Here is a 23,581-nt window from a genome sequence, read left to right as displayed (position 1 = left end):
TAGCTTCTGCCCATGGGGATACCTGCGGGGGCCGGCCGCCTGCTCGGTTCGGGGCGCACGGCGGATGTCTACGCGCTCGACGATCACGACGGCTACGACGGTCTCGGCGATGGTTCCGGGGGCGGGGCGTGGGTGCTGCGCCGCTACCGGGACGGCTATGGGGACGCGCCGGCCGAGGCGGCCGTCATGGAGCACGTACGGGGTCACGGCTATCCCGTGCCGCGCGTGCGGGCTGCGGACGCGCGCACCGACCTCGTGATGGAGCGGCTGTACGGGCCGACCGTGGTCGAGGCGCTGGCCGTCGGCCAACTCGCGGCCGGGGAGGCAGGGTTGGCGCTCGCCCGGCTCCTGCGCGACCTGCACGCGATCCCGGCCCGCCGTTCCACCGACCCCGCCGTACGCGTCCTGCACCTGGATCTGCACCCGGAGAACGTCCTCCTGACCCCGGCCGGCCCCATGGTGATCGACTGGGCCAACACCGACGAGGGTCCGCCCGGCCGCGACTGGAGCATGTCCGCCGTGATCGTGGCCCAGGTGGCCGTCGACGACGATCCCCGCGCCCTCCTGGCCGAGGAGATGCTGTCCGCCCTGCTGACCGGCTGCCCCGACCCGGCACTCCTGACGGGCCCGGACGGCGGTCTCGGCTGGGCCACACGGCAACGGGCCGCCAACCCGACGATGAGCCCGCACGAGGTCGAACTCCTGGGTGAGGCAGGGGAGTTGATCCGCAGACTGCTGGCCTAGGAGGGCCGTGGGGCGTCCGGTTGTGCGGCTGGTCTACATCGACCCCACCCCGCCGATCACCGACAAACGCCTGCGCCGCCGCTGAAGCCAGCTCGCCTCCCTACCCGCAGGCGCAAGCGGACCCCGCTTTCCTGTGGGGGTGCGGGCTAAAGCTATTGACGAGACGGACCGTATCGTCTAGCTTATTGTTCATCGGTCGGCAGCCGGTGCTTCCGCTGTCAGCCGCACGACCCTGTTCACCGAGCAAAGGACCGCACTTGCACTGTGCTTCCGTCGACACCACCGTCACCACCGTCACTGCTTCTCCTCTCACCGCGTCTCTCGCCACGTCCCAGATCGCTCTCGCCGAGGTGACCAAGCGCTACGGCGACCGCGTGGTGCTGGACCGTGTGTCCCTCACTGTCCGGCCGGGTGAGAAGGTCGGGATCGTCGGGGACAACGGCTCCGGGAAGTCCACGCTCCTGCGGCTGCTGGCAGGGCAGGAGCCGGTCGACAACGGCAGCCTGACCGTCGTCGCGCCGGGCGGGATCGGCCACCTTCGCCAGACCCTCGACCTGCCCGGTTCGGCGCGCGTGGGCGATGCTGTGGACCACGTACTGGGCGAACTACGCGCCCTGGAGCACCGTATTCGGGTCGCCGAGGCCGCACTGGGCACGGCCGGCACCGCCGAGTTGGACCGCTACGCGGCACTGGTGGCCGAGTTCGACGCGCGGGGCGGGCACAGCGCGGATCGCCGGGTCGAGGTGACCCTGCGACGGCTCGGCGAGCACGCGCCACTGGACCGGGAGCGTGCGCTGAACACCCTCTCCGGAGGGCAGCGCTCCCGGCTCGCGCTCGCCGCGACCCTGGCCTCGGCCCCCGAACTGCTGCTGCTCGACGAGCCGACCAACGACCTGGACGACGAGGCCGTGGCCTGGCTCGAAGGACATCTGCGCCGTCATCGGGGCACGGTCGTCGTGGCAACGCACGACCGGGCGTTCCTGGAACGCGTCACCGACACCATCCTGGAAGTGGACCCCGACCGGCGCACGGTACGGCGCTACGGCAATGGATACGCCGGCTTTCTCACCGCCAAGGCGGCGGCCCGGGCCCGGTGGGCGTGGGACTACGAGCAATGGCGCAACGAGGTCGCCCGACAGGAACACCTCGCCGACTCCGGTATCGGGATGCTGGCCGAGATCCCCCGCAAGGCGCCGGCGGCGTTCAGCGGCGCCGGAGCTTTTCGGGCCCGCTCGCGGGCCCATGGCGCACAGAGCCGCATCCGCAACGCACGCGAACGGTTGCAACGGCTGACCGAGCACCCCGTAGCGCCACCTCCGCAGCCACTGCGGTTCACGGGCCGCGTCGAAGGCGCGCCGGTCGCCGAGGAAGCGTCAACGGCCGCGCACCTGGAAGGGGTTCTGGTCGAAGGGAGGTTGTACGTTCCGTCCCTGACGCTCACCCCGGGTGACCGACTCCTCGTCACCGGCCCCAACGGCGCCGGCAAGAGCACCCTTCTCCAGTTGCTGGCAGGGGAGTTGACGCCCGACGCCGGTGTCGTACGCCGACCGCGCCGGGTCGGATTCCTACGTCAGCAGAGCGCGCCCGACGACGCCTTCGACGCCCGTACGCTGCTTGCGGCATTCGCGGCCGACAGGGCGGGGCACCCCGACGAGCACGCCGACGCACTCCTCGCGCTCGGCCTGTTCCACGCCGCCGACCTCACCGTCCCCGTACGGAACCTGTCCGTCGGGCAGCGCCGCAAGCTCGAACTGGCCCGGCTCGTCACGGCCGGTCCACTCGATCTGCTTCTGCTCGACGAGCCGACGAACCACCTGGCCCCCGCCCTGGTGGAGGAGATCGAGGCGGCCCTCGCCCACTACACCGGCACGCTGGTCGTGGTGACGCACGACCGGCTCCTGCGCGAACGCTTCCACGGGCCGCGACTGGAACTGCCCATGGCCGCCGAGAAGACGCGCCGGAACTGACGGCGTCGAACCGTGAACCGCCCGCCGGACGCGACCTGGGCGTCCGGCGGGGCGTCCGGCGGGGCGGTTCACACCGCCACGTACGTCACCGGATCGCTCCCCGGTACCGCCTCCGCGTGGCCCAGTTTCACCAGGCGGCGCAGATGGGCCTCCGCCTCCGAGACGGCGATGTTCCTCGATCCGTAGGGGATGTCGTCCCACGGGCGGTTCCACTCCATACGGACGGCGAGCTGCCAGGAGGTGAGCGGGGTGACGAGGAGGGAGCGCAGGTCGGTGAGGCGGGACTCGTGGTGGTCGAGCAACTCCCTTACGCGGGACGGCGCGTCGGTGAACGCGTGCAGGTGGGCCGGGAGGACCTCGGCCGGTTCGAGGCGGCCGATCCGTTCCAGGGAGTCGAGGTAGTCGCCGAGCGGGTCGGCGACGGTCTCGTCGTCCGGGTCCTCGTACAGGCCGATGTGCGGGGTGATCCTCGGCAGCAGGTGGTCGCCGGAGAACAGACGTCCGTGGCCCGGGAGTTGGGCCGGGTGGGCCTCCTCGAGGTGGAGGCAGACATGGCCGGGGGTGTGGCCCGGCGTCCAGATCGCGCGGAGCCGGCGGCCGGCGAGGTCGAGGAGTTCGCCGGGGACGATCTCGCGGTCGGGGAGCGCGGGGGAGGCGCCGGGGAACATCCGGGAGCGGGCGGCGCGCATCGGCGCCACGTGCTCCTCGGGCGCACCCGAGGCGGTCAACTTGTCCGCCATGTACGTGAACCAGCGCCCGGGCTTCGTCCCGCGCGTCCGCCGTACGATCGAGATGTCGGCGGCGTGCATCGCGATCCAGGCGCCGGACGCCTCCCGCACCTTGCCCGACAGGCCGTGGTGGTCCGGGTGGTGATGGGTGATCACCACTCCGTGGACCTCCCCGGCCGATGTTCCGCAGGCCGTCAGCCCCTCGGCGAGCGTGTCCCAGGACGCCGGGTCGTCCCAGCCCGTGTCGATCAGCACCGGCCCGCGGTCGGTGTCCACGACATACACGAGCGTCGTTCCGAGTGGATTGTCCGGGATGGGAACCTCGACGGATCGTACGCCGCCGCCGTGATCGGTCACCTGTGCCATGGGTTCCCCTGTCGCCGACTCCCGGTCACTATAACTAGAACCGGTTCCAATGGGAGCCCAAGTCACTTACCGGGTCGGCGTGATGGACCGCGATGGATCACGATCGATCGCGGGAGCGGTGAAGTGGTGTGAGGTCCGTGGACTCCTCCAACTGGAACTGGTATCAGTTCCAGTGTTGTCGTTTCTGATGCACCGTCAGGAATGCACGTCAGAAGACGTCCCGCGGAGAGGCAGTCGGCCATGACCGAGCTCGTGGAACACGGACAGCTGTTCATCGGCGGGGAGTTGGCCGCTCCCCTGGGCCAGGACGTGATCGAGGTGGTCTCCCCGCACACCGAGGAGGTCATCGGCCGGGTGCCGCACGCCTCGCGGGCGGACGTCGACCGGGCCGTCGCGGTCGCGCGGACCGCGTTCGACGAGGGGCCCTGGCCGCGGATGTCCCTCGACGAGCGCATCGAGGTCGTCAACCGCATCAAGGACGGGATCGCCGTACGCCACGAGGAGATCGCCCGCGTCATCTCCTCCGAGAACGGCTCCCCGTACTACTGGAGCGTCCTCGCGCAGGCCCTCGGCGCGATGATGGTGTGGGACGCGGCGATCACGGTCGCGCGGGACTTCACCTACGAGGAGACGCGCGACGGAGTGCTCGGGAAGATCCTCGTGCGGCGCGAGCCGGTCGGGGTCGTCGCGGCCGTCGCCCCCTGGAACGTCCCGCAGTTCGTGGCGGCGGCCAAGCTCGCGCCCGCGCTGCTGACCGGCTGCACGGTCGTGCTCAAGCCCTCGCCCGAGTCGCCGCTCGACGCGTACATACTCGGCGAGATCGCGAAGGACGCCGGGCTGCCGGAGGGAGTTCTGTCGATCCTGCCCGCGGACCGCGAGGTGAGCGAGTATCTCGTCGGGCATCCCGGGGTCGACAAGGTCTCCTTCACCGGGTCGGTGGCCGCCGGCCGGCGCGTCATGGAGGTCGCCTCACGCAATCTCACGCGCGTGACACTGGAGTTGGGCGGGAAGTCGGCGGCGGTGGTCCTGCCGGACGCGGACATCGAGACCTCCGTGCCGGGCATCGTCTCGGCGGCCTGGATGAACAACGGCCAGGCGTGCGTCGCGCAGACCCGCATCCTGCTGCCGCGTTCGCGCTACGACGAGTTCGCGGAGGCGTTCGCGGCGGCGGCGAACGCGCTCGTGGTCGGCGACCCGCTGGACCCGGCGACCCAGGTGGGCCCGCTGGTCGCGCGGCGGCAGCAGCAGCGCAACCTCGACTACATCCGCATCGGCCAGGAGGAGGGCGCCAAGATCCTCACGGGTGGCGGGCGTCCGCCCGGTCTCGACCGCGGCTGGTATGTCGAGCCGACGCTCTTCGGTGACGTCGACAACTCCATGCGGATCGCTCGCGAGGAGATCTTCGGCCCTGTGATCTGCCTCCTCCCGTACGGTGACGAGGCCGAGGCGGTCAAGATCGCCAACGACTCCGACTACGGCCTGAGCGGCAGCGTCTGGACGGCCGACGTGGCCCGCGGAATCGACGTGGCCCGCCAGGTCCGTACCGGCACGTACTCCGTCAACACCTTCAGCCTCGACATGCTCGGACCCTTCGGCGGCTACAAGAACTCCGGCCTGGGGCGGGAGTTCGGGCCCGAGGGCTACGGCGAGTTCCTGGAGCACAAGATGATCCACCTGCCCGCGGGCTGGGAGGCCTGACCGATGGGCGACCGCTGGCACGTCGAGGTCGACCGCTCCCTCTGCATCGGCTCGGCCCAGTGCACCCACCTCGCCCCCACCGCCTTCCACCTCGACTCCGCCATGCAGTCCCACCCCGCGGAACCGGAATCCGACGCCAACGAGAAGGTCCTGGAGGCGGCGGAGGGGTGTCCGGTGGAGGCGATCGTGATCACCCTGCTGGGGAGCGGGGAGGCGGTGTTTCCTCCGGAGGAGTGAGGGCCGGTGGAGGGGTGCGCGTGTGCGGCTGGTCGGCGAGGGCTGAGCGTGCCCCCGCGGCGGAGCCGCCCATCGATACAGCCCCGCGCCCCTATTGGGGGCGGGGGATCGGCGGCCGGATCGGTTGCGGGGGTGGGTTCCGCGGGGGTCGGCGGGACGGGTGGGCGGTGGGGCGCACAGGAGGCGCTGGGCCCTGCCGCCAAGAGGCGATGGCGCGGGCTGTGTCCCGGAAGCCGGCTTCCTTGGGGCATGGCTGTTGGTGCGGCTGCTCCGACGTGTGGTGTCAGCCGGTTCGGCGTGGCTTTTTCTGGGTGGCCGAGGGGGGCGTCCCGGACGGGGTGCGGGCCTCCGGGAACGCCGTACGACGCGCGTCAGCCATGATGACATCGTGCGCGTAGGCGCCCGTCGTCATGCCGTGGGAGGCGGCGCTTGCCTCCACTTGAGCCATCTCTTGGTCGGTGAATTCCACCGTGATCACGGGCATGCGGTCACGCTAGCCCTTCCGGCCGGCCTGTCGACGGCATCGGTCAATCATCCGTTGACGTCAGGTCGATCAGCCTGCACACCGTCTCGATGTCGATCTTGACCTGGGCGATGGAGGCGCGGCCCGAGAGCCAGGTGATGAGGGCCGAGTGCCAGGTGTGTTCGATGACTCGGACCGCGGAGAGCTGGGCGGGGGTCGGGTCGTCGAGGCCCATCGCGTCGAGGATGATCACCGTGGTCTGGCGGGAGACCTGGTCGACCTCCGGGCTGACGCTGCGGTCGGCGAACGTCAGGGCGCGGACCATCGCGTCGGCGAGATGCGGCTCGCGCTGGAGGGCGCGGAAGGCGCGCATCAGCGTCTCCGCCACCCGCTCCGCCGCCGTGTCACCCGCCGGCGGCTTCTTGCGGAGCGTCCCGTGCATGTGCGCCAGCTGGTCCTGCATCGTCGCGACCAGCAGGTGCACCTTGGACGGGAAGTAGCGGTAGAGCGTGCCCAGGGCCACCTGGGACGACTCCGCGACCTCCCGCATCTGCACGGCGTCGAACCCGCCCCGGCTCGCCAGCTGCGCGCTCGCGTGCAGGATGCGCCGCCGCCGCGCCTCCTGGCGCTCGGTGAGCGGGGGAGTGACCGGCTGCGCGGCCCGAACCGCCGGCTGCGCGGCCTTCGCCGAGGTCTTGGCTTCCGCAGGCATGGATCCCGTTCCGTGACGTTCGTAGACGTTCGTACAAGATTCGTAGAACAGAGGGCTCGATGGGGACGAGTGGGCGACAGCAGAGTAGAGCCCGGCCGTGGCGTGAATCACCTGATCCACCGCTCACAGGAGAGCTACCTGCCGGTAGATTCTGTGCTCCCTGAACGATCAAGTCTGAAACTTGTTCTAGATTACCGTCCCGAAGTAATCTCGCGGGAACGTGCTGGAAGAAGGGGGCCGAGAGTGACCCATGAGGCCATGGAGGCAGGCCTCCACGCGGGCTCGGCCGCCGACGCCGACCGACCGCTGCGCATCGCGCTCCTCACCTATAAAGGGAACCCGTTCTGCGGCGGCCAGGGCGTCTACGTACGGCACCTCTCGCGCGAGCTGGCCCGCCTCGGCCACCAGGTCGAGGTCATCGGCTCCCAGCCCTACCCCGTGCTCGACGAGGGCGAGGGCGGAGCACGGGGCCCGGGCGGGCTCTCCCTCACCGAACTGCCCAGCCTCGACCTGTACCGCCACCCGGATCCCTTCCGGACGCCGAAGCGTAACGAGTACCGCGACTGGGTCGACGCGCTCGAGGTCGGCACGATGTGGACCGGCGGCTTCCCGGAACCGCTGACGTTCTCCCTGCGGGCCCGCCGCCATCTCCGCGCCCGCCGCGGCGACTTCGACGTCGTGCACGACAACCAGACCCTGGGTTACGGGCTGTTGGGGGACGTCGGCGCCCCGCTGGTCACCACCATCCACCACCCCATCACCGTGGACCGGCAGTTGGAGCTGGACGCCGCGGAGGGCCGCCGCCGCCGGATGTCCGTACGCCGCTGGTACGCGTTCACGCGCATGCAGAAGCGCGTCGCACGCCGGCTCCCCTCCGTCCTCACCGTCTCCGGCACGTCCCGCCAGGAGATCGTCGACCACCTCGGCGTACGCGACGACCGCATCCACGTCGTCCACATCGGCGCCGACACCGACCTCTTCTCGCCGGATCCGTCCGTGCCGCAGGTGCCGGGCCGGATCGTCACCACGTCCAGCGCGGACGTCCCCCTCAAGGGCCTCGTCTTCCTCGTGGAGGCGCTCGCCAAGGTCCGTACGGAGCATCCCGCCGCCCACCTCGTCGTCGTCGGCAAGCGTGCCGAGGACGGGCCGGTCGCCCAGCTCATCGAGCGGTACGGCCTCGAAGGCTCCGTCGAGTTCGTGAAGGGCATCTCGGACGCGGAACTCGTCGACCTCGTACGGTCCGCCGAGGTCGCCTGCGTGCCTTCCCTCTACGAGGGCTTCTCGCTGCCCGCCGCCGAGGCGATGGCCACCGGTACGCCGCTCGTGGCCACGACCGGCGGGGCCATCCCCGAGGTCACCGGCCCCGACGGCGAGACCTGCCTGGCCGTCGGGCCCGGCGACGCGGGGGCGCTGGCCGCTGGGCTGAGCAGGCTGTTGGGTGACCCCCGGTTGCGTGAACGACTCGGCTCGGCCGGACGGGAGCGCGTCCTCCGCCACTTCACCTGGGCCAAGGCCGCGGAGGGCACGGTAGCCCGCTACCGTGAGGCGATCGCGAGCGGTGACCGCTCCGCGGCGGGACCCCAAAGCCGCTCCGCGACCGGACCCCAAAGCCGCTCCGCGGCAAGCACTGACCGCTCCGAGGCCCGGCCACAAAGCCGCTCCGCGGCAAGCGTTGACCGCTCCGCGCCCCAGCATCCCGGCCGCTCCGCGGCCTCACAGAATGCGGACCCGGCGCCCGCCACGCCTGCGCACGCGGTGCCCGCCACGCCTGCGCACGCGGTGCCCGCCGCGCCTGCGCACGTGGTGCCCACCACACCTGCACACGCGGCGCCAGCCGCGCCCGCACACCCGGTGCCCGCCACGCCCGTACACGCGGCGCCAGCCACGCCAGCGCACCCGGTGCCCACCACACCTGCACACGCGGTGCCCGCCGCGCCCGCACACCCGGTGCCCGCCACGCCCGTGGACGCGGCGCCGGCCGCCTCGTTGGGCGTGGTGGCCGCGGCGCCCGCGAACCGGCCCCCCGCCACCGCCCCCGTGAACATGGCCGCCTCCGGGGCCACCCCCGTGGACACCCCTCACCGTGAAAGCAGGACCACGTGCTGACCGTCGACTTCTCCCGGTTTCCGCTTGCTCCGGGGGACCGTGTGCTGGATCTCGGGTGCGGGGCGGGACGCCATGCCTTCGAGTGCTACCGGCGCGGCGCGCACGTCGTCGCGCTGGACCAGAACGGGGAGGAGATCCGCGAGGTCGCCAGGTGGTTCGCCGCGATGAAGGAGGCGGGGGAGGTGCCGGAGGGCGCGACCGCCACCGCCATGGAGGGTGACGCGCTCCAACTCCCCTTCCCCGACGAGTCGTTCGACGTCGTCATCATCTCCGAGGTGATGGAGCACATCCCGGACGACAAGGGCGTACTCGCCGAGATGGTCCGCGTGCTCAAGCCCGGCGGGCGGATAGCCGTCACCGTCCCGCGCTACGGGCCCGAGAAGGTCTGCTGGACGCTCTCGGACGCGTACCACGAGGTCGAGGGCGGCCACATCCGCATCTACAGGGCGGACGAGCTGCTCGGCAAGATCCGCGAGGCCGGCCTGCGGCCGTACGGCACGCATCACGCCCACGCGCTGCACAGCCCCTACTGGTGGCTGAAGTGCGCGTTCGGTGTCGACAACGACAAGGCGCTGCCGGTGCGGGCGTACCACAAGCTCCTCGTCTGGGACATCATGAAGAAACCTCTCGCCACCCGGGTCGCCGAACAGGCGCTGAACCCGCTGATCGGCAAGAGCTTCGTGGCGTACGCGACCAAGCCCCACCTGCCCGTCGACGCCGCCACCGTGGCCCCCTCTGACGCTGCCACGGTGGACTCTTCCGACGCCGCCACGGTGAACTCCTCCGACGCTGCCACGGTGGACCCTTCGTGACGACACCGCGCACGGAGCACCTCGTACTGACCGGAGTGCTCACCGCGGAACAGGCCGCGCAGACCGTCCGGGGCATCCTGGCCGTGCAGCGCGCGGACGGCGCCATACCGTGGTTCCGCGGACACCACCTCGACCCCTGGGACCACACCGAGGCCGCCATGGCCCTGGACGCGGCCGGCGAGCACGAGGCCGCGGGCCGGGCGTACGACTGGCTGGCCCGGCACCAGAACCAGGACGGTTCCTGGTACGCGGCCTACGCCGACGGAGACGCCGCCGATGTCACCGACCACGGCCGCGAGACCAACTTCTGCGCGTACGTCGCCGTCGGCGTGTGGCACCACTACCTCGCGACCGGCGACGACACGTTCCTGGACCGGATGTGGCCGACGGTCTTCGCGGCCGTGGAGTTCGTCCTCGAACTGCAGCAGCCCGGCGGGCAGATCGGCTGGAAGCGCGAGGACGACGGGACGCCCGTCAACGACGCGCTGCTGACCGGGAGTTCGTCCGTCCACCACGCACTGCGCTGCGCGCTCGCCATCGCCGAGGAGCGCGAAGAGCCGCAGCCCGACTGGGAGTTGGCGGTGGGCGCGCTGCGCCACGCGATACGCCGACACCCGGAGCGGTTCCTCGACAAGGACCGCTACTCCATGGACTGGTACTACCCGGTGCTCGGTGGCGCGCTGACGGGCGCCGAGGCGAAGGACCGCATAGAGGGAGGCTGGGACCGCTTCGTGGTTCCGGGGCTCGGCGTGCGGTGCGTCGTCCCCAACCCGTGGGTGACGGGCGGGGAGTCGGCCGAACTCGCCCTGGCGCTCTGGGCCGTGGGCGAGTCCGACCGGGCCCTGGAGATCCTCCAGTCGATCCAGCATCTGCGGGACCCGGGAACCGGCCTGTACTGGACGGGCTATGTCTTCGACGCCCAGGCCGTCTGGCCGGAGGAGCTGACCTCCTGGACGGCCGGTTCCCTGCTCCTCGCCGTGGCCGCCCTCGGCGGTGACGAGGCGACGTGCGCGGTCTTCAGCGGCGACCGCCTGCCGACGGGCCTGGACCCTGACTGCTGTCAGTAGGGGCCGGGCACCTGCTCAGTACGTACGCACACCTGCTCAGTACGTACGTCAGTGACGGTGGGCGCGGTTGGCGATCGCGTGCCCCACGAAGAGGTACACCACGGCCGCGAGTCCGTACCCTGCGACGACCCGTGCCCACTGCTCGTCTAAGGTGAACAGGTCGTGCGACCAGCCGGCGAGCCAGCGTGCCGCGTCATGGATGAACTGGACGAAGTCATTGCCCTGGTTGGCGTCCAGCAGGTACATCAGAATCCAGAGGCCAAGGATGAGGGCCATGATGTCGGCGACGACCGCTATGACCGTGCCGGCCTGGTTGGCACCGTTGCTGCGATATCGAGAGGACATGCTCTGCGAGTTGCCCTTGAATCCTGGATGAAACCCGTTGCGAGCGGCCGGGTTGGAATCCGTCGAGGTCAAGGTGGTGACGAAGGGCGGCGACAGGCTCTCCCTGTGATGGTTCGTCAGCGATTAGCCTTGGTTCCAACTGCCGTTCGTCGTGAGGTGGTTCGGCGGTAAGCGCAGTCACCGACGATCCTGCCCCACGCTAGAGGGAGACGCCGGTGTCCGCGAACAGATCCGTGTCAGAGGAACCCCGTCTGGTCGTCAACAGACCCGAGCGCAGTCGCCTGCGCCGCACACTCGCTCTCACACTCCCGGTCCCCGTGGTCGGCCTGGTCCTGCTCCTGGCCTACGGCCACCTGCTGATGCCGCTCGACCGGGTCGTCACGATCGAGGCCAAGATGGCCTCCAAAAGGGACTTCTTCGAGGATCCCGACGTCCGGCGCATCCTGATGGAGCACGGGTTCCGCGTCCACATCACGAACATGGGCTCCCGCGACATCGCCAACCAGGACGTCGAGGGATACGACGTGGTGTTCCCCTCCGGGCAGCCCGCCGCGGACCTCATCACCAAAAGGCGTGCGGAGGCGGGCAACCCGGTCCTCACCTACCGGCCGTTCGTCAGCCCGATCGTGCTGGGCACCTACCGGGCGTACGCCGAGACGCTGAAGGACGCGGGGGTCGCGGAGCCCCAGCGGAACGGCAGCGTCGGCGGCAAGCCGCTCTACTACACCCTCAACATGTGGAAGTTCCTGAAGCTGACCGACGACGGCAAACGCTGGAAGAACCTGGACATCCACAACCATGGGGTGGAGAACGGCAACAAGATCCTCGCCCAGACCTCGAACATCTGCCAGGCCAACTCCGGCGGCACATATCTCGGCCTCGTCGCCTTCGTGCGACACGGGAACGACGCTCCGAACGGCATGGACGAGGCGCAGAAACTCGCCGAGGAGATCAAGCCGCTGCTCGTCGAACAGGGCCTGCCCGCCTCCGAGATGGCCGAGACGTACATGTCTCCGAACGGCAAGAGCATCTCGCCCATCGCGGTCTTCTACGAGCACCAGTACCTGGCCCACCAGATCCGCCACCAGAAGGCGAAGGGCCGCCCCGACACCGACCGCGTCCTCCTCTACCCGGACACCCGCTTCGTCACCGAGCCCCAGCTGGTCGCCCTCACCAAGGACGGCGAGCGGCTCGGCGAACTGGTCACGAAGAACCACGAACTCCAGGCGCGTGCCGTGGAGTTGGGCTTCAGACCGCGGGACGCCACCGCGGACGAGATGAGCGACCAGCTGGCGAAGTTCCTGACCGACCGCCGGATCCAGGCGCCCGTCACCTCCGCCGACGACACCAAGGCGGTCCTCCCCAGCCTGCCCGTCCTGGAGCGGATGATCCAGATCGTCGGAGACTGCCCGGAGCCGCGGAAGGACCCCAAGTGAGACGCGGGCGGTGGGCCCTGGCCCTGTGCCTCACGCTCACCCTGACCGGCACCGTCACCGCCTGCTCCGGGGACGACGACGAGAAGACCACCCTCCGTGTCCTCGCCGGCCCCGACCTCGCCGTACTGGAGCCGCTCCTCGACGAGTTGAGGGACGAGACCGGAGTCGAGCTCGACATGGACTACCGGGCCGACGCGGACACCGGCGAGGACCTGGTCCCGAGCACCGGAAAGGGCGGCGGACACGACCTGGCCTGGCTCTCCACCGACCGCTCCTTCCGGCTGCGCCACAAGGACACCGCCCAGCGGCTGCTGCGTACGCCGACCATGCTCTCGCCGGTCGTCGTCGGCCTGCGACCGGACGTCGCACGCGAGCTGCGCGCCAAGTCACCCGGCGGCAAACCCAGTTGGGCCGACATCGCCGACGCCGCCGCCACCGGGACCGTACGCTTCGGGATGGCCGACCCCCGGCAGACGGGCACAGGCCTGGCCGCGCTCGTCGGTGTCGCGACCGCCGCGGCCGGCACCGGCGGCGCCCTGCGCGAGAAGGACGTGTCCTGCGACCGGCTGCGCGGCTTCCGCTCCGGCCAGAAGCTCACCGCCGACTCCACCCGCGACCTGCTCGACGACTTCGTCGACCACCCGGGCACGGCCAACGCCCTCATCACCTACGAGTCCGATCTGCTCGCCCTCAACTCCGGAGGCCGGCTGAAGGAGAAGCTGGAGATCGTCCGCCCCGAGGACGGCATGGTCCTCGCCGACTTCCCCCTGCTGCTCCTCGACCCGGACGACAAGGACCGGCGGGCGGCGTACGACAAGGTCGTGGAGTGGTTCCAGCGGGACTCCGTACAGGAGAAGATCATGCGGACGGCCCTGCGGCGGCCGGTGAGCCCGTCCGTCCGGCGGGACGGACAACTGCGCGCCCCCGTCGGTAACGCGCTCTACTTCCCCGACCAACCGGGCGTCGTGGACCGGCTGTTGGACGACTACGGCGATCCCCGCCGACGAGTCCCCGACCAGGTGATCTTCCTGCTCGACTTCTCCGGTTCCATGCGCGGCGAGCGCATGGCGGCCCTGCGCGAGGCCTTCGCCGACCTCAGTGGCGCGGACTCCTCGGCGACGGGCAAGTTCGCACGCTTCTACCAGGGCGAGCGGCTGACCGTCGTACGGTTCGGCGGCCGTGTGCTGGAGGAGAGGACCGTCACCGTCGACGGGCGGAAGGACCTGACGACTCTCGCCGACGTCGTCGCGCGCGGCGGCTACGGCGACGCGACCGCCGTCTGGACCGCCCTCGACCACGGCTACCGCACGGCCTCGACCGTGGTGGCCGACGACCCCGAACGGGCCGTGTCCATCGTCCTGATGACGGACGGCGAGAACAACTCCGGTATCGCGTACGAGGAGTTCGTACGCCGCTACGAGGCGCGGGCGGCAGAGACCCGCGCCGCGGTCCACACCTACCCCGTGCACTTCGGAGAGGCCGACGCGGGCGCACTGCGGCGCGCGGCCACGAAGACGGGCGGGCGCATGGTGGAAGCGCAGGGCTCATCCCTTTCCGAGGCGTTCAAGGAGATCCGTGGCTGTCGTTGACGCGCAGTGGTGGGGTGTGTGGTGGCCCTGGATGACGGTGTGGCTGGTCACCGCGGCCGGTCTGGTGACGCTCGGTGCCGTGCTGGCGCGGCACGTCCGGGAGCGAAGACGGCGGGCGCTCGGGCAGCGGTCCGCGTACAGCATCTGCTTCTACCTCGACGAGAAGGCGGTGATGGACCTCTACCGGATCGGCAACTACAGCGCGGCGCTTGAGCAGGCGGTCGAGCACCGGACCAACGTCAACACCAGCCTGGGCCTCTGGAGCAGGCTGCTGCCGTGGACGGTCAAGGCCAACCGGGACATCAGCCAGGAGAAGTTCAGCAGCTACGTCCAGAAGAGCGAGCCGATCTCCGTGATCGGGATGCTCATGGACGCCTTCGAGCGCGCCGACGTCATCGTCCACGCCGACCTGCGCTCCGGGGACGTCACCCCGAACCGCGCCCTCGCCGAGGCCCTCGGCCCCGAGGCCGGCCGCGGCGGCCTCGCGCTCAGCGACATCGAGGAGTTCGTCTCGGTCCGCGGCCGCTTCCTGGTGGAGTCGGAGTCCACCGAGGAGATCGTGCTGCGCGCCCCCTACGGCGATCCCGGCCGGCCCGCCCACGTCCGCGTCACCTGCGCCGCCGGCGGTCTGCGCGGCGAACGGATCAACGACGGGACCTTCCAGGCACGTTGCCTCGGCAAGATGACCGGCTGGCGCTCGGACAGCCGCGAGGTCACGCTGGAGGCGATCGCCATATTCCGCTGACGGCGGGGAGTTGCCGCCCCTTCTGGACGCGCTACGAGTTGAGCTCCGCCAGCGTGCGCAGGGTGAGCCGGTCCGGTGACAGCACCAGCAGGTCCGTCACCGGGCCCTTCCTCCACAACTCCAGCCGCTCCGCGATCCGTTCGCGCGGGCCGACCAGCGAGATCTCGTCGGCGAAGGCGTCCGGCACGGCGAGTACGGCCTCCTCGCGACGGCCCGCCAGGAACAGCTCCTGGATACGGCGGGCCTCCTCCTCGAAGCCCATCCGCGCCATCAGGTCGGCGTGGAAGTTGCGCGCCGCGTGCCCCATGCCACCGATGTAGAAGCCGAGCATCGCCTTCACGGGCAGCAGCCCCTCGGCGACGTCGTCACAGACCTTCGCCCGGGCCATGGGCGCGACGAGGAAGCCCTCGGAAGCCGCGTCGAGAGAGGCCTCGTACACATCGGTCCTGAACGGCGACCAGTACAGCGGCAGCCAGCCGTCCGCGATCCGAGTGGTCTGCGCGATGTTCTTCGGCCCCTCGGCGCCCAGCAGGATGGGCAGTTCGGCACGCAGCGGATGCGTGATCGGCTTGAGCGCCTTGCCGAGTCCCGTCCCGTCCTCGCCCCGGTACGGATGCGAGTGGAACCGCCCGTCCAGCTCCACGGGCCCCTCGCGCCTGAGGACTTGGCGTACGACGTCGACGTACTCCCGGGTCGCGGTGAGCGGCGACCTGGGGAACGGACGCCCGTACCAGCCCTCGACGACCTGCGGACCCGACAGGCCGAGGCCGAGCATCATGCGCCCGCCCGAGAGATGGTCGAGCGTGAGCGCGTGCATCGCGGTCGTGGTGGGGGAGCGGGCGGCCATCTGGGCGATCGCCGTACCCAGCTTGATCCTTGAGGTCTGCGCGGCGATCCAGGTGAGCGGTGTGAAGACGTCGGAGCCCCAGGACTCGGCGGTCCACACGGAGTCGTAACCGAGCCGCTCCGCCTCCTGGGCGAGAGGCACATGGTCCGCCGAGGGGCCGCGTCCCCAGTAGCCGAGAGCGAGTCCGAGCCGCATGCGCACCACTCCTGACGGTCCGTCAGATGCCGGATATCCCCGGCGACTGTACGCCGAACGGCCCCCCACCCGGAAGAGCGCCGAAGAGCTCGTGAGGGTGGAGGGCCGTGGTGGAACCCGGCGGCGCCGTGTGTCAGCCGCGCTGGATCCCGGACGTGTCCTGCAGAACACCACGGCGGCCGTCCTGCGTCTGCGCCACCAGGCTCGGGCCGCGCTGCTCGACGGCCAGGTACCAGGTGCCCGGCGCCAGTTCGGCGATCGGCGTCGGCGAACCGTCCTCCGCGAACAGCGGACGCGGCACCGGCACGGCGAACCAGAACGGCGAGAACTCCCCGGCGGGCGGCTGCGCCTGCGGGGCCTGCGCCTGCTGCGGCTGGGGCTGCGTGCCGAACGGCTGACCGGGCTGACCCTGCTGCGGCTGACCGCCGTAGGGCTGGCCGGGCTGCGGGGCACCGGCGCCCGGGTAGCCGTAACCACCCTGCGGCTGACCGCCGTACGGCTGCGGGGCGGCCGGCTTGGGGGCGGGGAGGAGGGGGCCCTTGAGGGCCGGCACGAGGGGAGTCGCGACCGCGGCACCGGCGAGGGCCAGGGTGGCGATGAGGGCGAGGATCAGGCCGGTGCCTGCGTCAGCCCCGCTGTCCCCCGCGTTGGGGCCGATATTGTTCGCGCCGCCAGCCGGGTCGAAGACGTTGGCGAGCGCGCTCCAGGCGGCGAACACCGTGAAGGCGATGCCGAATGCGCCGAGGTCGAGGCCGGCGACCTTCGGTACCTGCGGCAGACCCCGGGCGACGACGACCAGCGCGGCGCCGATGATGCCAGCGAGGACAACACTCATCAGGACGGGTCCGCTCTCCCAGGCATTCGGGATGGCGTAGTTGTCGGGAGCCCCGTCGATCGAGTAAATGTCGAGGAACGACGCGATCAACAGCAGAACCGCTGCTCCGATCACCACGCCGTCGCCTCGAGTGAGGGAGCGGATGTTCACTTCAGGTCCTTCGTCAGTCGTCTCGTCATCGGTGGAGGCGTCGCTGTCACCATGTCGCCGTAAGGCCGCGGTGTGAAGCGCGGGGGTGGCCCCTCGTCGTAAGGACGACACTATCGTCAGTCCCACAGGGGTGTCCGCACCGATGTGTGCGCTGATCACTACCCATGCAGGAAACTCACGATTTCCTCAGAGATTCCTTGCGTCGCCTACTGCCTCCACGCGCTGCTGGTCAGCTGTGCGGCGCCCTTGCTGTCGCGCATGTTGCCGCACCCGAGGGGAGTTTGCCGCGGTTCTGACCGGGGTCGATGGCGGCGACCTTGCCCTTCACGTCACCGGACGACTGAAGAGCTACCGCAACCTGCAGGTGATTGACATGGTTCGCTATGACGTTGGCCGTCGAGTTGGCGGCTCAAGGCATGGCAATGTCCCGGCGGCTTCAAGACGCATGTCTCAATTGAGTAACGAATGCTTGATTGAAGGCCTTACGGCGCAAAGGTAGCGAGTAAGTTGAGATTGTCATGTTTATGCCATGTGGTTGGGGGTTGTGTGAAGCTTACGAAGCGTGTTGCCTCGCTATTGGCGGCTGGTGCGCTGCTGGGGGGTTCCCTCGTGGGTGTCAATGCCACGAGCGCCAGTGCCCAGCCTTTCCGCTGCACTGTCCCGTTTCTCGATAACACCTCCAGTGGAGTGTTCCGCCTCGATAAAACACTCGTAAAGAAGAAGGGGCCTTACTCCGACTGTGACGACGGTCTTTTCATACGGGAAGGGCAGAAATTCTACCTGTGGTGCTATGTCACGAACACGTATGGAAATATGTGGTACTACGGGCGGGAGGAAGGTATCGACGACATGGGTTGGATATATATAGGGAATGTTACCTATTTGTCGGGAACGGTGAGGAAATGCCCCGGGACCTAATTCCTGGTCTGCGGTGGTGGAGGCCCTTGAGGGCATTGTTTAGGCGCCGGTTCTGGACACCTATCTCCATGTCGTCTGGTAGCGCTGTGAGGGCGCCCGGGTCAGGCTTGGGTCGCAGCCGTTGAAGGCGTTGTTCGAGCAGGTCGCTGGGCCGGTGGCGACCGAGGCCACTCCTGGTGCGTGGTACCGGAGTTGGCGTCTGATGGCAGTCGACGGGACAACGTTCGACGTGCCGGACAGTGCCGAGAACGGCGCGCGGTTCGGGCGGGCGAAGACCCATCGGGGCGAGCGGTCGGCGTTTCCGCAGGTACGGGTGGTGGCACTGGCCGAGTGCTGCACGCATGCGATCACCCACGCGACCCTGGGCCCGTTCACCACCGCCGAGTCGGTCCTGGCGCATGAGCTGTTTCCCGCCCTGGACCCGGGCGATCTGTTGATGGCCGACCGCGGGTTCGCCGGACTGGCGCAGTGGCGGGCCGCCTTGGCCGGCGGCGCGGACCTGCTGTGGCGGATCAAGTCCACTGCCGTGCTGCCGGTGCGGCGGGAGCTTCCCGACGGCTCATACCTGTCGGACATCGTCGCCGCCAAAGACCACCGCAAGCGCACCGATCCGAGTGTGGTGCGGGTCATCGAGTACACCCTGGACGATCCCGGTCGCCCGGTACAGCCGACGCCGTACCGGCTGATTACCACCATCCTCGACCCCGAGGCAGCACCAGCCATGGAGCTGGCGGCCCTGTATAGCCAGCGGTGGGAGATCGAGACCGCTCTGGATGAACTCAAGACCCATCAGCGTGGTCCCGCCGAGGTCTTGCGGTCCCGCTCGCCGGACGGTGTCGAGCAGGAAGTCTGGGCCCATCTGCTGGTCCACCATGCAATCCGCCAGCTCATGCACATCGCCGCCGAGGGCGTCGACATGGACCCAGACAGGCTCTCCTTCACCCGCACCCTCCGCCTCGCCCGACGTCAGGTCACCGCGCAGGCGGCCTTTTCCCCTGACCGCTTGGCCGTATCCCTCGCCGAGGGACTGCGCGAGATAGCCCGCCACCTACTGTCGCCTCGCCGTAGACGTTCCAACTCTCGCGTCGTCAAACGCAAAATGTCGAACTTCGGCGTCAAACGCCTCGACCACCGCAACTGGCCCCGGCCCACCCGTGACCCAGCCGAAGCCGTGACCATCGCACCCCACTACAAGACGGCCCCGATCAACCCACCCGTCAAAGTGCCACACGTCTGGGACCACGACTAAGTCACTGGTATCGAGGCTAATGGCCAGACGTGGAACGCGACTCTGCAAGTGTGGCGTACCGAGTTCGGCCATACCCCCCAGCAGGAGACGACACTATCGTCAGGCCCACAGGGGTGTCCGCACGTATATGTGCGCTGGTCACTACCCGTGCAGGAAACTCACGATTCCCTCAGAGATTCCTTGCGCCGCCTTCTGCCTCCACGCGCTGCTCGTCAGCTGTGCGGCGTCCTTGCTGTCGCGCATGTTGCCGCACTCGATGAAGACCTTCGGAACCGTTGACAGATTGAGACCGCCGAGGTCCTTGCGGACGTCGAGGCCGGTGCCGCCGCCGATGTAGTTCGAGGGGGCGCTGCCCGTGACGCGCAGGAAGCTGCCCGCGACGCGCTCGCCGAGTTCGCGGGACGAGGCCACGATCGGCCGGGTGTCGGCCGCGCCGGAGTGCACCGAGCCGGGCAGGATCACGTGGAAACCGCGGTTGCCGGCGCCCGCGCCGTCCGCGTGGATCGACACCACGGCGTCGGCGCCGGCCTTGTTCCCGATCTCGGCCCGCTCGTCGACGCACGGGCCCCAGGGGCGGTCGCCGTCCTGCGTGAACTTCACGGTGGCGCCCTCCTTCTCCAGGACGGTGCGCATACGACGGGCGACGTCGAGGGTGAACTTCGCCTCGGTGTAACCGTCGTTGGTCGCCGTACCGGTCGTGTCGCACTCCTTCGAGTTCGTCCCGATGTTCACCTGCTGGTTGATCTCGGACGTGTGCTGGAAGTTGCCGGGGTTGTGACCGGGGTCGATGACGACGACCTTGCCCTTGAGGGAGCCGGAGGCGGCGGGGGCCGAGGCGGAGGGCGAGCCGCCGGGCTTCTCGCTCGCGCCTGTCCCGCCGGAGTTGCCGGGCCGCTCCTTGCCGTCGTCCGAGGCGCCCGGCGTGGCGGGCCTGCCCCACGAGGAGGACGAGGGCGACGCCTGCGCGTCCCCGCCGGAGTCCCCCACCGTCTGCCACACCAGCCAGCCCACCAGCGCGCCCGGCACGAGCGCGGCGACGGCCACGGTCAGGGGGCCGCGCAGGGGGTGGCGCGGGGGACGGGGAGGTTCGAAGTCAGGACCTACGTACGACACGCCTGCCACCTTACGGGCAGCCCCCGGGGTCCGCAGGTTTCCCTGGGCCACGCCGGTGACGGTGTCGACGACCAAGCCTGTGACGGCGTCGACGACCAAGTCCGTGACGGTGTCGACGACCACGCCGAGCGGGCCGGAGCGCCCCTGATCGAGGGCTCCGGCCCGCCTGTGCCGCGTACGGCCGTTCTGCCTGATGCCTACGTGTCCGCCCGATGCCTACGTGTCTGAGATGTCGAGCTTGTTCACCTTGATGCGCGAGGTGTCGTGCTCCCAGACGACGAAGAACTTGCCGGGCGCGTACTCGTCGGCCATCGGGTACCTGTCCCAGCCGGCACCGTCGCCGGTGGTTTCGGCGGCGCCGTCGGCGAAGAACTTGGCGGCTCGCCAGGAGTTGCCGGGGGTCTTCACCTTGTAGTTCAGCGTCAGCTTGTCGTCGGCGGTGTTGTAGATGGTCAGGTACCGGCCGGTGCTGTCCTTGGTGAAGTAGACCTTGGAGTCGTACCCGGGCACGTTGGTGTCCAGGGCGAAGGGGGTCCAGGACTTGCCGCCGTTGGTGCTGGTGGCCGTCAGCGCGTACTTCTTCGTTCCGCCGGAGGGAGGGGTGTTGCGCGCGACCATGAGCAGTGTGTCCGGCTTGTCCTGCGAGACGACGAGCTGCGGTTCGCCGGCCAGATAGCCCTCCGCGTTGGCCGGTGCGGGAGTGCCTGCCGTCCAGGTCACCAGGTCCTTGGAGTACAGGGCCCCGTTCTTCCTGCCCGACGCCCAGTACGGCATGACGTGCGTTCCGTCGGCCAGTTGGACCGGACGTCCGGCGAGCGCGAGGTTCCCCAGGCCGGGTCCGGTGTCGTCGGTGGTGTCCAGGTCGAGCGGCATGTTGACGGTGAAGTCCTGCCAGGTGTGACCTTCGTCGGTGCTGCGCTTGGCGACGACGGCGTTGATCGGCAGGCCGTTGTTGCTCTCGGCGGCGGAGGTCCGGCCGAGGTACGCGAAGATCTCGTTGTCCGCCTGGTACAGGACGACGTAGTGCCAGGCGTACTCGCTCGTCTCCTGCGCCAGGGTCTGCGGACGGCTCCAGTGCGCGCCGCCGTCGGTGGTGTAGGAGTACCGGATGTACCCCCGGTCGACGACGCGCGCGCCGGGCTTGCTGATCACCGCGGCGGTGGTGCCCTCCCGCCAGGCGACGACCGCGTTGTTCGCGCTGGTGCTGATGATGTCGGGGGTGCGGGTGCCGTCGCCCTCGGTCACCGCGTTCCGGTAGACCGTCACCTCGCCCGTGACTCCCTCGGCGGACGCGCTGCCGGGGGCGACGAGGAGGGCCCCGAGGACGGCGGCGACGAGGGCGAGGAGTGTCGCCAGGAGTACCGGCCGCGGCCGACGCGCGGCCGGCTGTTCCGCTACCAGAGCCATTGCTGGTCCACGCTCTCTTCCGAGCAGCCCCACTGTGCGGGCTCGGTTCCGTTGGCCGTTTCGCTGTTGAGGAAGGCCAGGCAGAGGTTGCTGTTGGCGTTCCGGAGCCGGTCGGTCTTGTCGTGGGTCCAGACCTGGTCCTGGTTGTCGGTGCACTGCCACTGGATGGCCTTGGCGCGCGGCTCCGTGCTCGAACCCCCGATGGCGAGGCACTTGCCGGTCGCCTGGTTACGCACCCGGTAGCCGTTCGTCACGGGTTCGAGCGTCCAGTACTGGCTCGCGCTGGTACTGCAGTTCCACTGGATCAGCGGGGCCTTGTCCGGATCGGAGTTGGGGACGGCGAGGCACTTTCCGGTGGCCTGGTTGTAGAGCCGGGCATACACCGGGGTTTCGGCGGCAGCGGCCGCAACCGTGGTCCCGGCCGCCTCGGCGCTCTCGGCCGCCGACGCCGTGCCGGTCAGCGAGGACCCCGTCAGCACCGGCGCGCTCAGCAGGGCGACGGCCGCCGCGGCGACGGCTCGTCTTCGCATCCTGGTCGTTCCTGGCACTCCGCTCCGCATCAACCGCTCATCTCTTTCTTCTCTTTATGCTCATTTTTCATCTTCTTTGTACTTTTTTCCGCGTACTTGAAAAGGAGGGGCGCCCTCCCCCGTGGGACGCCCCTCCTGAGGCTGCGCAGCCTTCCCCGCACCAGAATGTGTGTCACTCCTGGGGCTGTCGTTAGGTGTGAGTCCACAGATCCTGCGCTCTGCGTCTACTCGGGCGGGGAGAGCGCCTGGAGCCGGTACTCCTTGGGCGTGAGCCCGTACGCGGTGCGGAAGGCGCGGGTGAAGTCGGAGGCGCGCGGGAGACCCCAGCGGGCGGCGACGGTGTGGATCGGGACGGCGCGCAGCGCGGGGTTCGCCAGGTCGCGCCGGACACCCTCCAGCCGCAGACGGCGGATCCAGGCCGCGACCGTCTCGCCCCCGCCGCCCTCGTCTCCGCCCGGCGTCCGTTCCTGGAAGAGCCGGTGCAGATAGCTGACGGAGATGTGATGCGCGGCGGCGATCAGGGGCGGCGTGAGTTCCGGGTCGTGCAGGTTCTGCCGGATGAACGCCCGTATGTGCGCGGTCATGGCCCGGTGCCGGGTCTCCGGCGGCAGGGCGTCATCCGCCTCGAGCACCTGGGCGAACCAGGCCGACAGGAGATCGATCAGGACCCTGCCCAGGCGCGGTGCGTCGGGCGGCTGGAGGGAGTCGGCCTGCCGGTCGAGGCCGATGAGGAACTCCGTCAGCAGCGAGCCGGTCCCCTCCCGTCCCGACAGCCGCCGGCCCAGCAGTTCCCGGACCCGGTCCGGCGGCAGGGGCAGCAGGGCCTTGGGAAAGTCCACGGCCACGCCCGTGACCAGGCGGCGGTCCCCGTCGTGCGGCGGTCGCACGTCGTAGGGCTCCGAGGTGTCGGTCACCCACAGGTCGCGTGCCTTGTACACGTCGGTCAGCCCGATGTGATCGAGCCCCAGCTCACCGCCGAGCACCAGTGACAGGTGGTACATCTCGGGGTCGGACTGTCGCACCAGCTTCTCGGTCCGCCGGAACCTCGTCGGTACCACCGACACCGGCCACACCATCGCGGGCCCCAGCTCCAGCAGGCGCTGTTCCGCCCAGAACTCGTCGGCGTGGTCACTGGTGATGTCGCTCGGCGCGATCGCCCGGTGGACCAGCTCACGCCAGTAGTCGAACCTGTGCTCCGCAGGCACGTCCTCGCTCCGGAACACCGTCCCGATCATCCCGCCCCGTTTCTTCCCGGCGGCCGGGCGCGCTGCCGCCCGATTCCGCCCGTGCGGAGGGTACTTCAATCTTCATACGGTGAATTC

General features: G+C 69.7%; 21 protein-coding genes. 11 read left to right on the top strand and 10 right to left on the bottom strand.

Translation table 11 applies throughout. The features are described 5' to 3' along the window. Window positions 1-12 precede the first annotated feature (12 nt). Entirely contained in the window at window positions 13-744 is a 732-nt protein-coding gene (locus ACIBEI_RS16125) for a phosphotransferase (RefSeq protein WP_398889120.1), read from the top strand. Between the two features lie 335 nt (window positions 745-1,079). After that, window positions 1,080-2,711 carry a ribosomal protection-like ABC-F family protein gene (gene abc-f / locus ACIBEI_RS16120; protein ID WP_398889588.1) on the top strand — a complete coding sequence of 544 codons (1,632 nt, stop codon included), beginning with the start codon at window positions 1,080-1,082 and terminating at the stop codon, window positions 2,709-2,711. A 68-nt stretch (window positions 2,712-2,779) separates the two neighbouring features. Here the strand turns inward: abc-f and ACIBEI_RS16115 are convergent, their stop codons facing one another. Further along, the gene (locus ACIBEI_RS16115; protein WP_398889118.1) at window positions 2,780-3,805 is read right to left on the bottom strand and encodes an MBL fold metallo-hydrolase; all 1,026 of its coding nucleotides are present in this window, start codon (window positions 3,803-3,805) and stop codon (window positions 2,780-2,782) included. A 240-nt stretch (window positions 3,806-4,045) separates the two neighbouring features. Between ACIBEI_RS16115 and ACIBEI_RS16110 the strand changes: the two genes are divergently transcribed. Together ACIBEI_RS16110 and ACIBEI_RS16105 are read left to right on the top strand one after the other, a co-directional pair. Further along, a complete protein-coding gene (locus ACIBEI_RS16110; RefSeq protein WP_398889116.1) occupies window positions 4,046-5,503 on the top strand; it encodes an aldehyde dehydrogenase in 1,458 nt (485 codons plus the stop codon). Between the two features lie 3 nt (window positions 5,504-5,506). Further along, complete coding sequence (locus ACIBEI_RS16105; RefSeq protein ID WP_398889114.1) at window positions 5,507-5,740, top strand: ferredoxin; 234 nt, start codon at window positions 5,507-5,509, stop codon at window positions 5,738-5,740. A gap of 283 nt (window positions 5,741-6,023) precedes the next feature. On the opposite strand, the gene ACIBEI_RS16100 is transcribed toward ACIBEI_RS16105, so the two are convergent. Beyond that, complete coding sequence (locus ACIBEI_RS16100; RefSeq protein WP_398889112.1) at window positions 6,024-6,224, bottom strand: hypothetical protein; 201 nt, start codon at window positions 6,222-6,224, stop codon at window positions 6,024-6,026. A gap of 43 nt (window positions 6,225-6,267) precedes the next feature. After that, window positions 6,268-6,915: a TetR family transcriptional regulator gene (locus ACIBEI_RS16095; RefSeq protein ID WP_055612251.1), complete on the bottom strand. Its 648-nt coding sequence runs from the start codon at window positions 6,913-6,915 to the stop codon at window positions 6,268-6,270. A 243-nt stretch (window positions 6,916-7,158) separates the two neighbouring features. On the opposite strand from ACIBEI_RS16095, the gene ACIBEI_RS16090 reads away from it, so the two are divergent. Genes ACIBEI_RS16090 through ACIBEI_RS16080 form a run of 3 tightly spaced genes read left to right on the top strand, consistent with a single transcriptional unit; the run spans window position 7,159 to window position 10,900 of the window. Next, the gene (locus ACIBEI_RS16090) at window positions 7,159-9,021 is read left to right on the top strand and encodes a glycosyltransferase family 4 protein (protein ID WP_398889110.1); all 1,863 of its coding nucleotides are present in this window, start codon (window positions 7,159-7,161) and stop codon (window positions 9,019-9,021) included. Continuing rightward, window positions 9,015-9,833 carry a class I SAM-dependent methyltransferase gene (locus ACIBEI_RS16085; protein WP_398889108.1) on the top strand — a complete coding sequence of 273 codons (819 nt, stop codon included), beginning with the start codon at window positions 9,015-9,017 and terminating at the stop codon, window positions 9,831-9,833. Before ACIBEI_RS16090 ends, ACIBEI_RS16085 begins: the two co-directional genes overlap by 7 nt. Beyond that, the gene (locus ACIBEI_RS16080) at window positions 9,830-10,900 is read left to right on the top strand and encodes a prenyltransferase (protein WP_398889106.1); all 1,071 of its coding nucleotides are present in this window, start codon (window positions 9,830-9,832) and stop codon (window positions 10,898-10,900) included. The genes ACIBEI_RS16085 and ACIBEI_RS16080 overlap by 4 nt, the downstream gene beginning before the upstream one ends. 48 nt (window positions 10,901-10,948) lie before the next feature. Here ACIBEI_RS16080 and ACIBEI_RS16075 read toward each other — a convergent pair whose 3' ends face one another. After that, entirely contained in the window at window positions 10,949-11,245 is a 297-nt protein-coding gene (locus ACIBEI_RS16075) for a hypothetical protein (protein WP_398889104.1), read from the bottom strand. A 215-nt stretch (window positions 11,246-11,460) separates the two neighbouring features. On the opposite strand from ACIBEI_RS16075, the gene ACIBEI_RS16070 reads away from it, so the two are divergent. Genes ACIBEI_RS16070 through ACIBEI_RS16060 form a run of 3 tightly spaced genes read left to right on the top strand, consistent with a single transcriptional unit; the run spans window position 11,461 to window position 15,015 of the window. Beyond that, window positions 11,461-12,681 (top strand): hypothetical protein, encoded by a 1,221-nt coding sequence (locus ACIBEI_RS16070; protein WP_398889103.1) that lies wholly within the window; start codon window positions 11,461-11,463, stop codon window positions 12,679-12,681. Further along, window positions 12,678-14,270, top strand: a complete 1,593-nt coding sequence (locus tag ACIBEI_RS16065; protein ID WP_398889101.1) for a VWA domain-containing protein — start codon at window positions 12,678-12,680, stop codon at window positions 14,268-14,270. The genes ACIBEI_RS16070 and ACIBEI_RS16065 overlap by 4 nt, the downstream gene beginning before the upstream one ends. Then, window positions 14,257-15,015, top strand: a complete 759-nt coding sequence (locus ACIBEI_RS16060) for a hypothetical protein (protein ID WP_398889099.1) — start codon at window positions 14,257-14,259, stop codon at window positions 15,013-15,015. Before ACIBEI_RS16065 ends, ACIBEI_RS16060 begins: the two co-directional genes overlap by 14 nt. Before the next feature lie 31 nt (window positions 15,016-15,046). Here the strand turns inward: ACIBEI_RS16060 and ACIBEI_RS16055 are convergent, their stop codons facing one another. Continuing rightward, a complete protein-coding gene (locus ACIBEI_RS16055) occupies window positions 15,047-16,057 on the bottom strand; it encodes an LLM class F420-dependent oxidoreductase (protein ID WP_398889097.1) in 1,011 nt (336 codons plus the stop codon). 133 nt (window positions 16,058-16,190) lie between these two features. Beyond that, the gene (locus ACIBEI_RS16050) at window positions 16,191-17,042 is read right to left on the bottom strand and encodes a hypothetical protein (protein WP_398889095.1); all 852 of its coding nucleotides are present in this window, start codon (window positions 17,040-17,042) and stop codon (window positions 16,191-16,193) included. Between the two features lie 1,072 nt (window positions 17,043-18,114). Between ACIBEI_RS16050 and ACIBEI_RS16045 the strand changes: the two genes are divergently transcribed. Next, window positions 18,115-19,209 carry an IS4 family transposase gene (locus tag ACIBEI_RS16045; protein WP_398889093.1) on the top strand — a complete coding sequence of 365 codons (1,095 nt, stop codon included), beginning with the start codon at window positions 18,115-18,117 and terminating at the stop codon, window positions 19,207-19,209. 141 nt (window positions 19,210-19,350) lie between these two features. Here the strand turns inward: ACIBEI_RS16045 and ACIBEI_RS16040 are convergent, their stop codons facing one another. From ACIBEI_RS16040 to ACIBEI_RS16025, 4 genes are all read right to left on the bottom strand, one after another. Next, window positions 19,351-20,322: an N-acetylmuramoyl-L-alanine amidase gene (locus ACIBEI_RS16040; RefSeq protein ID WP_398889586.1), complete on the bottom strand. Its 972-nt coding sequence runs from the start codon at window positions 20,320-20,322 to the stop codon at window positions 19,351-19,353. A gap of 216 nt (window positions 20,323-20,538) precedes the next feature. Further along, window positions 20,539-21,729, bottom strand: a complete 1,191-nt coding sequence (locus ACIBEI_RS16035) for a sialidase family protein (RefSeq protein WP_398889091.1) — start codon at window positions 21,727-21,729, stop codon at window positions 20,539-20,541. Then, entirely contained in the window at window positions 21,717-22,259 is a 543-nt protein-coding gene (locus ACIBEI_RS16030) for an RICIN domain-containing protein (RefSeq protein WP_398889089.1), read from the bottom strand. Before ACIBEI_RS16030 ends, ACIBEI_RS16035 begins: the two co-directional genes overlap by 13 nt. A gap of 224 nt (window positions 22,260-22,483) precedes the next feature. Beyond that, a complete protein-coding gene (locus tag ACIBEI_RS16025; protein ID WP_398889087.1) occupies window positions 22,484-23,494 on the bottom strand; it encodes a helix-turn-helix domain-containing protein in 1,011 nt (336 codons plus the stop codon). Between the last annotated feature and the right edge of the window lie 87 nt (window positions 23,495-23,581).

The organism is Streptomyces sp. NPDC050988 (genome assembly GCF_044456225.1).
Lineage (GTDB): Bacteria > Actinomycetota > Actinomycetes > Streptomycetales > Streptomycetaceae > Streptomyces.
The sequence above is the reverse complement of the archived record's forward strand: the minus strand, read 5'-3'. Positions and strand labels throughout refer to the sequence as shown.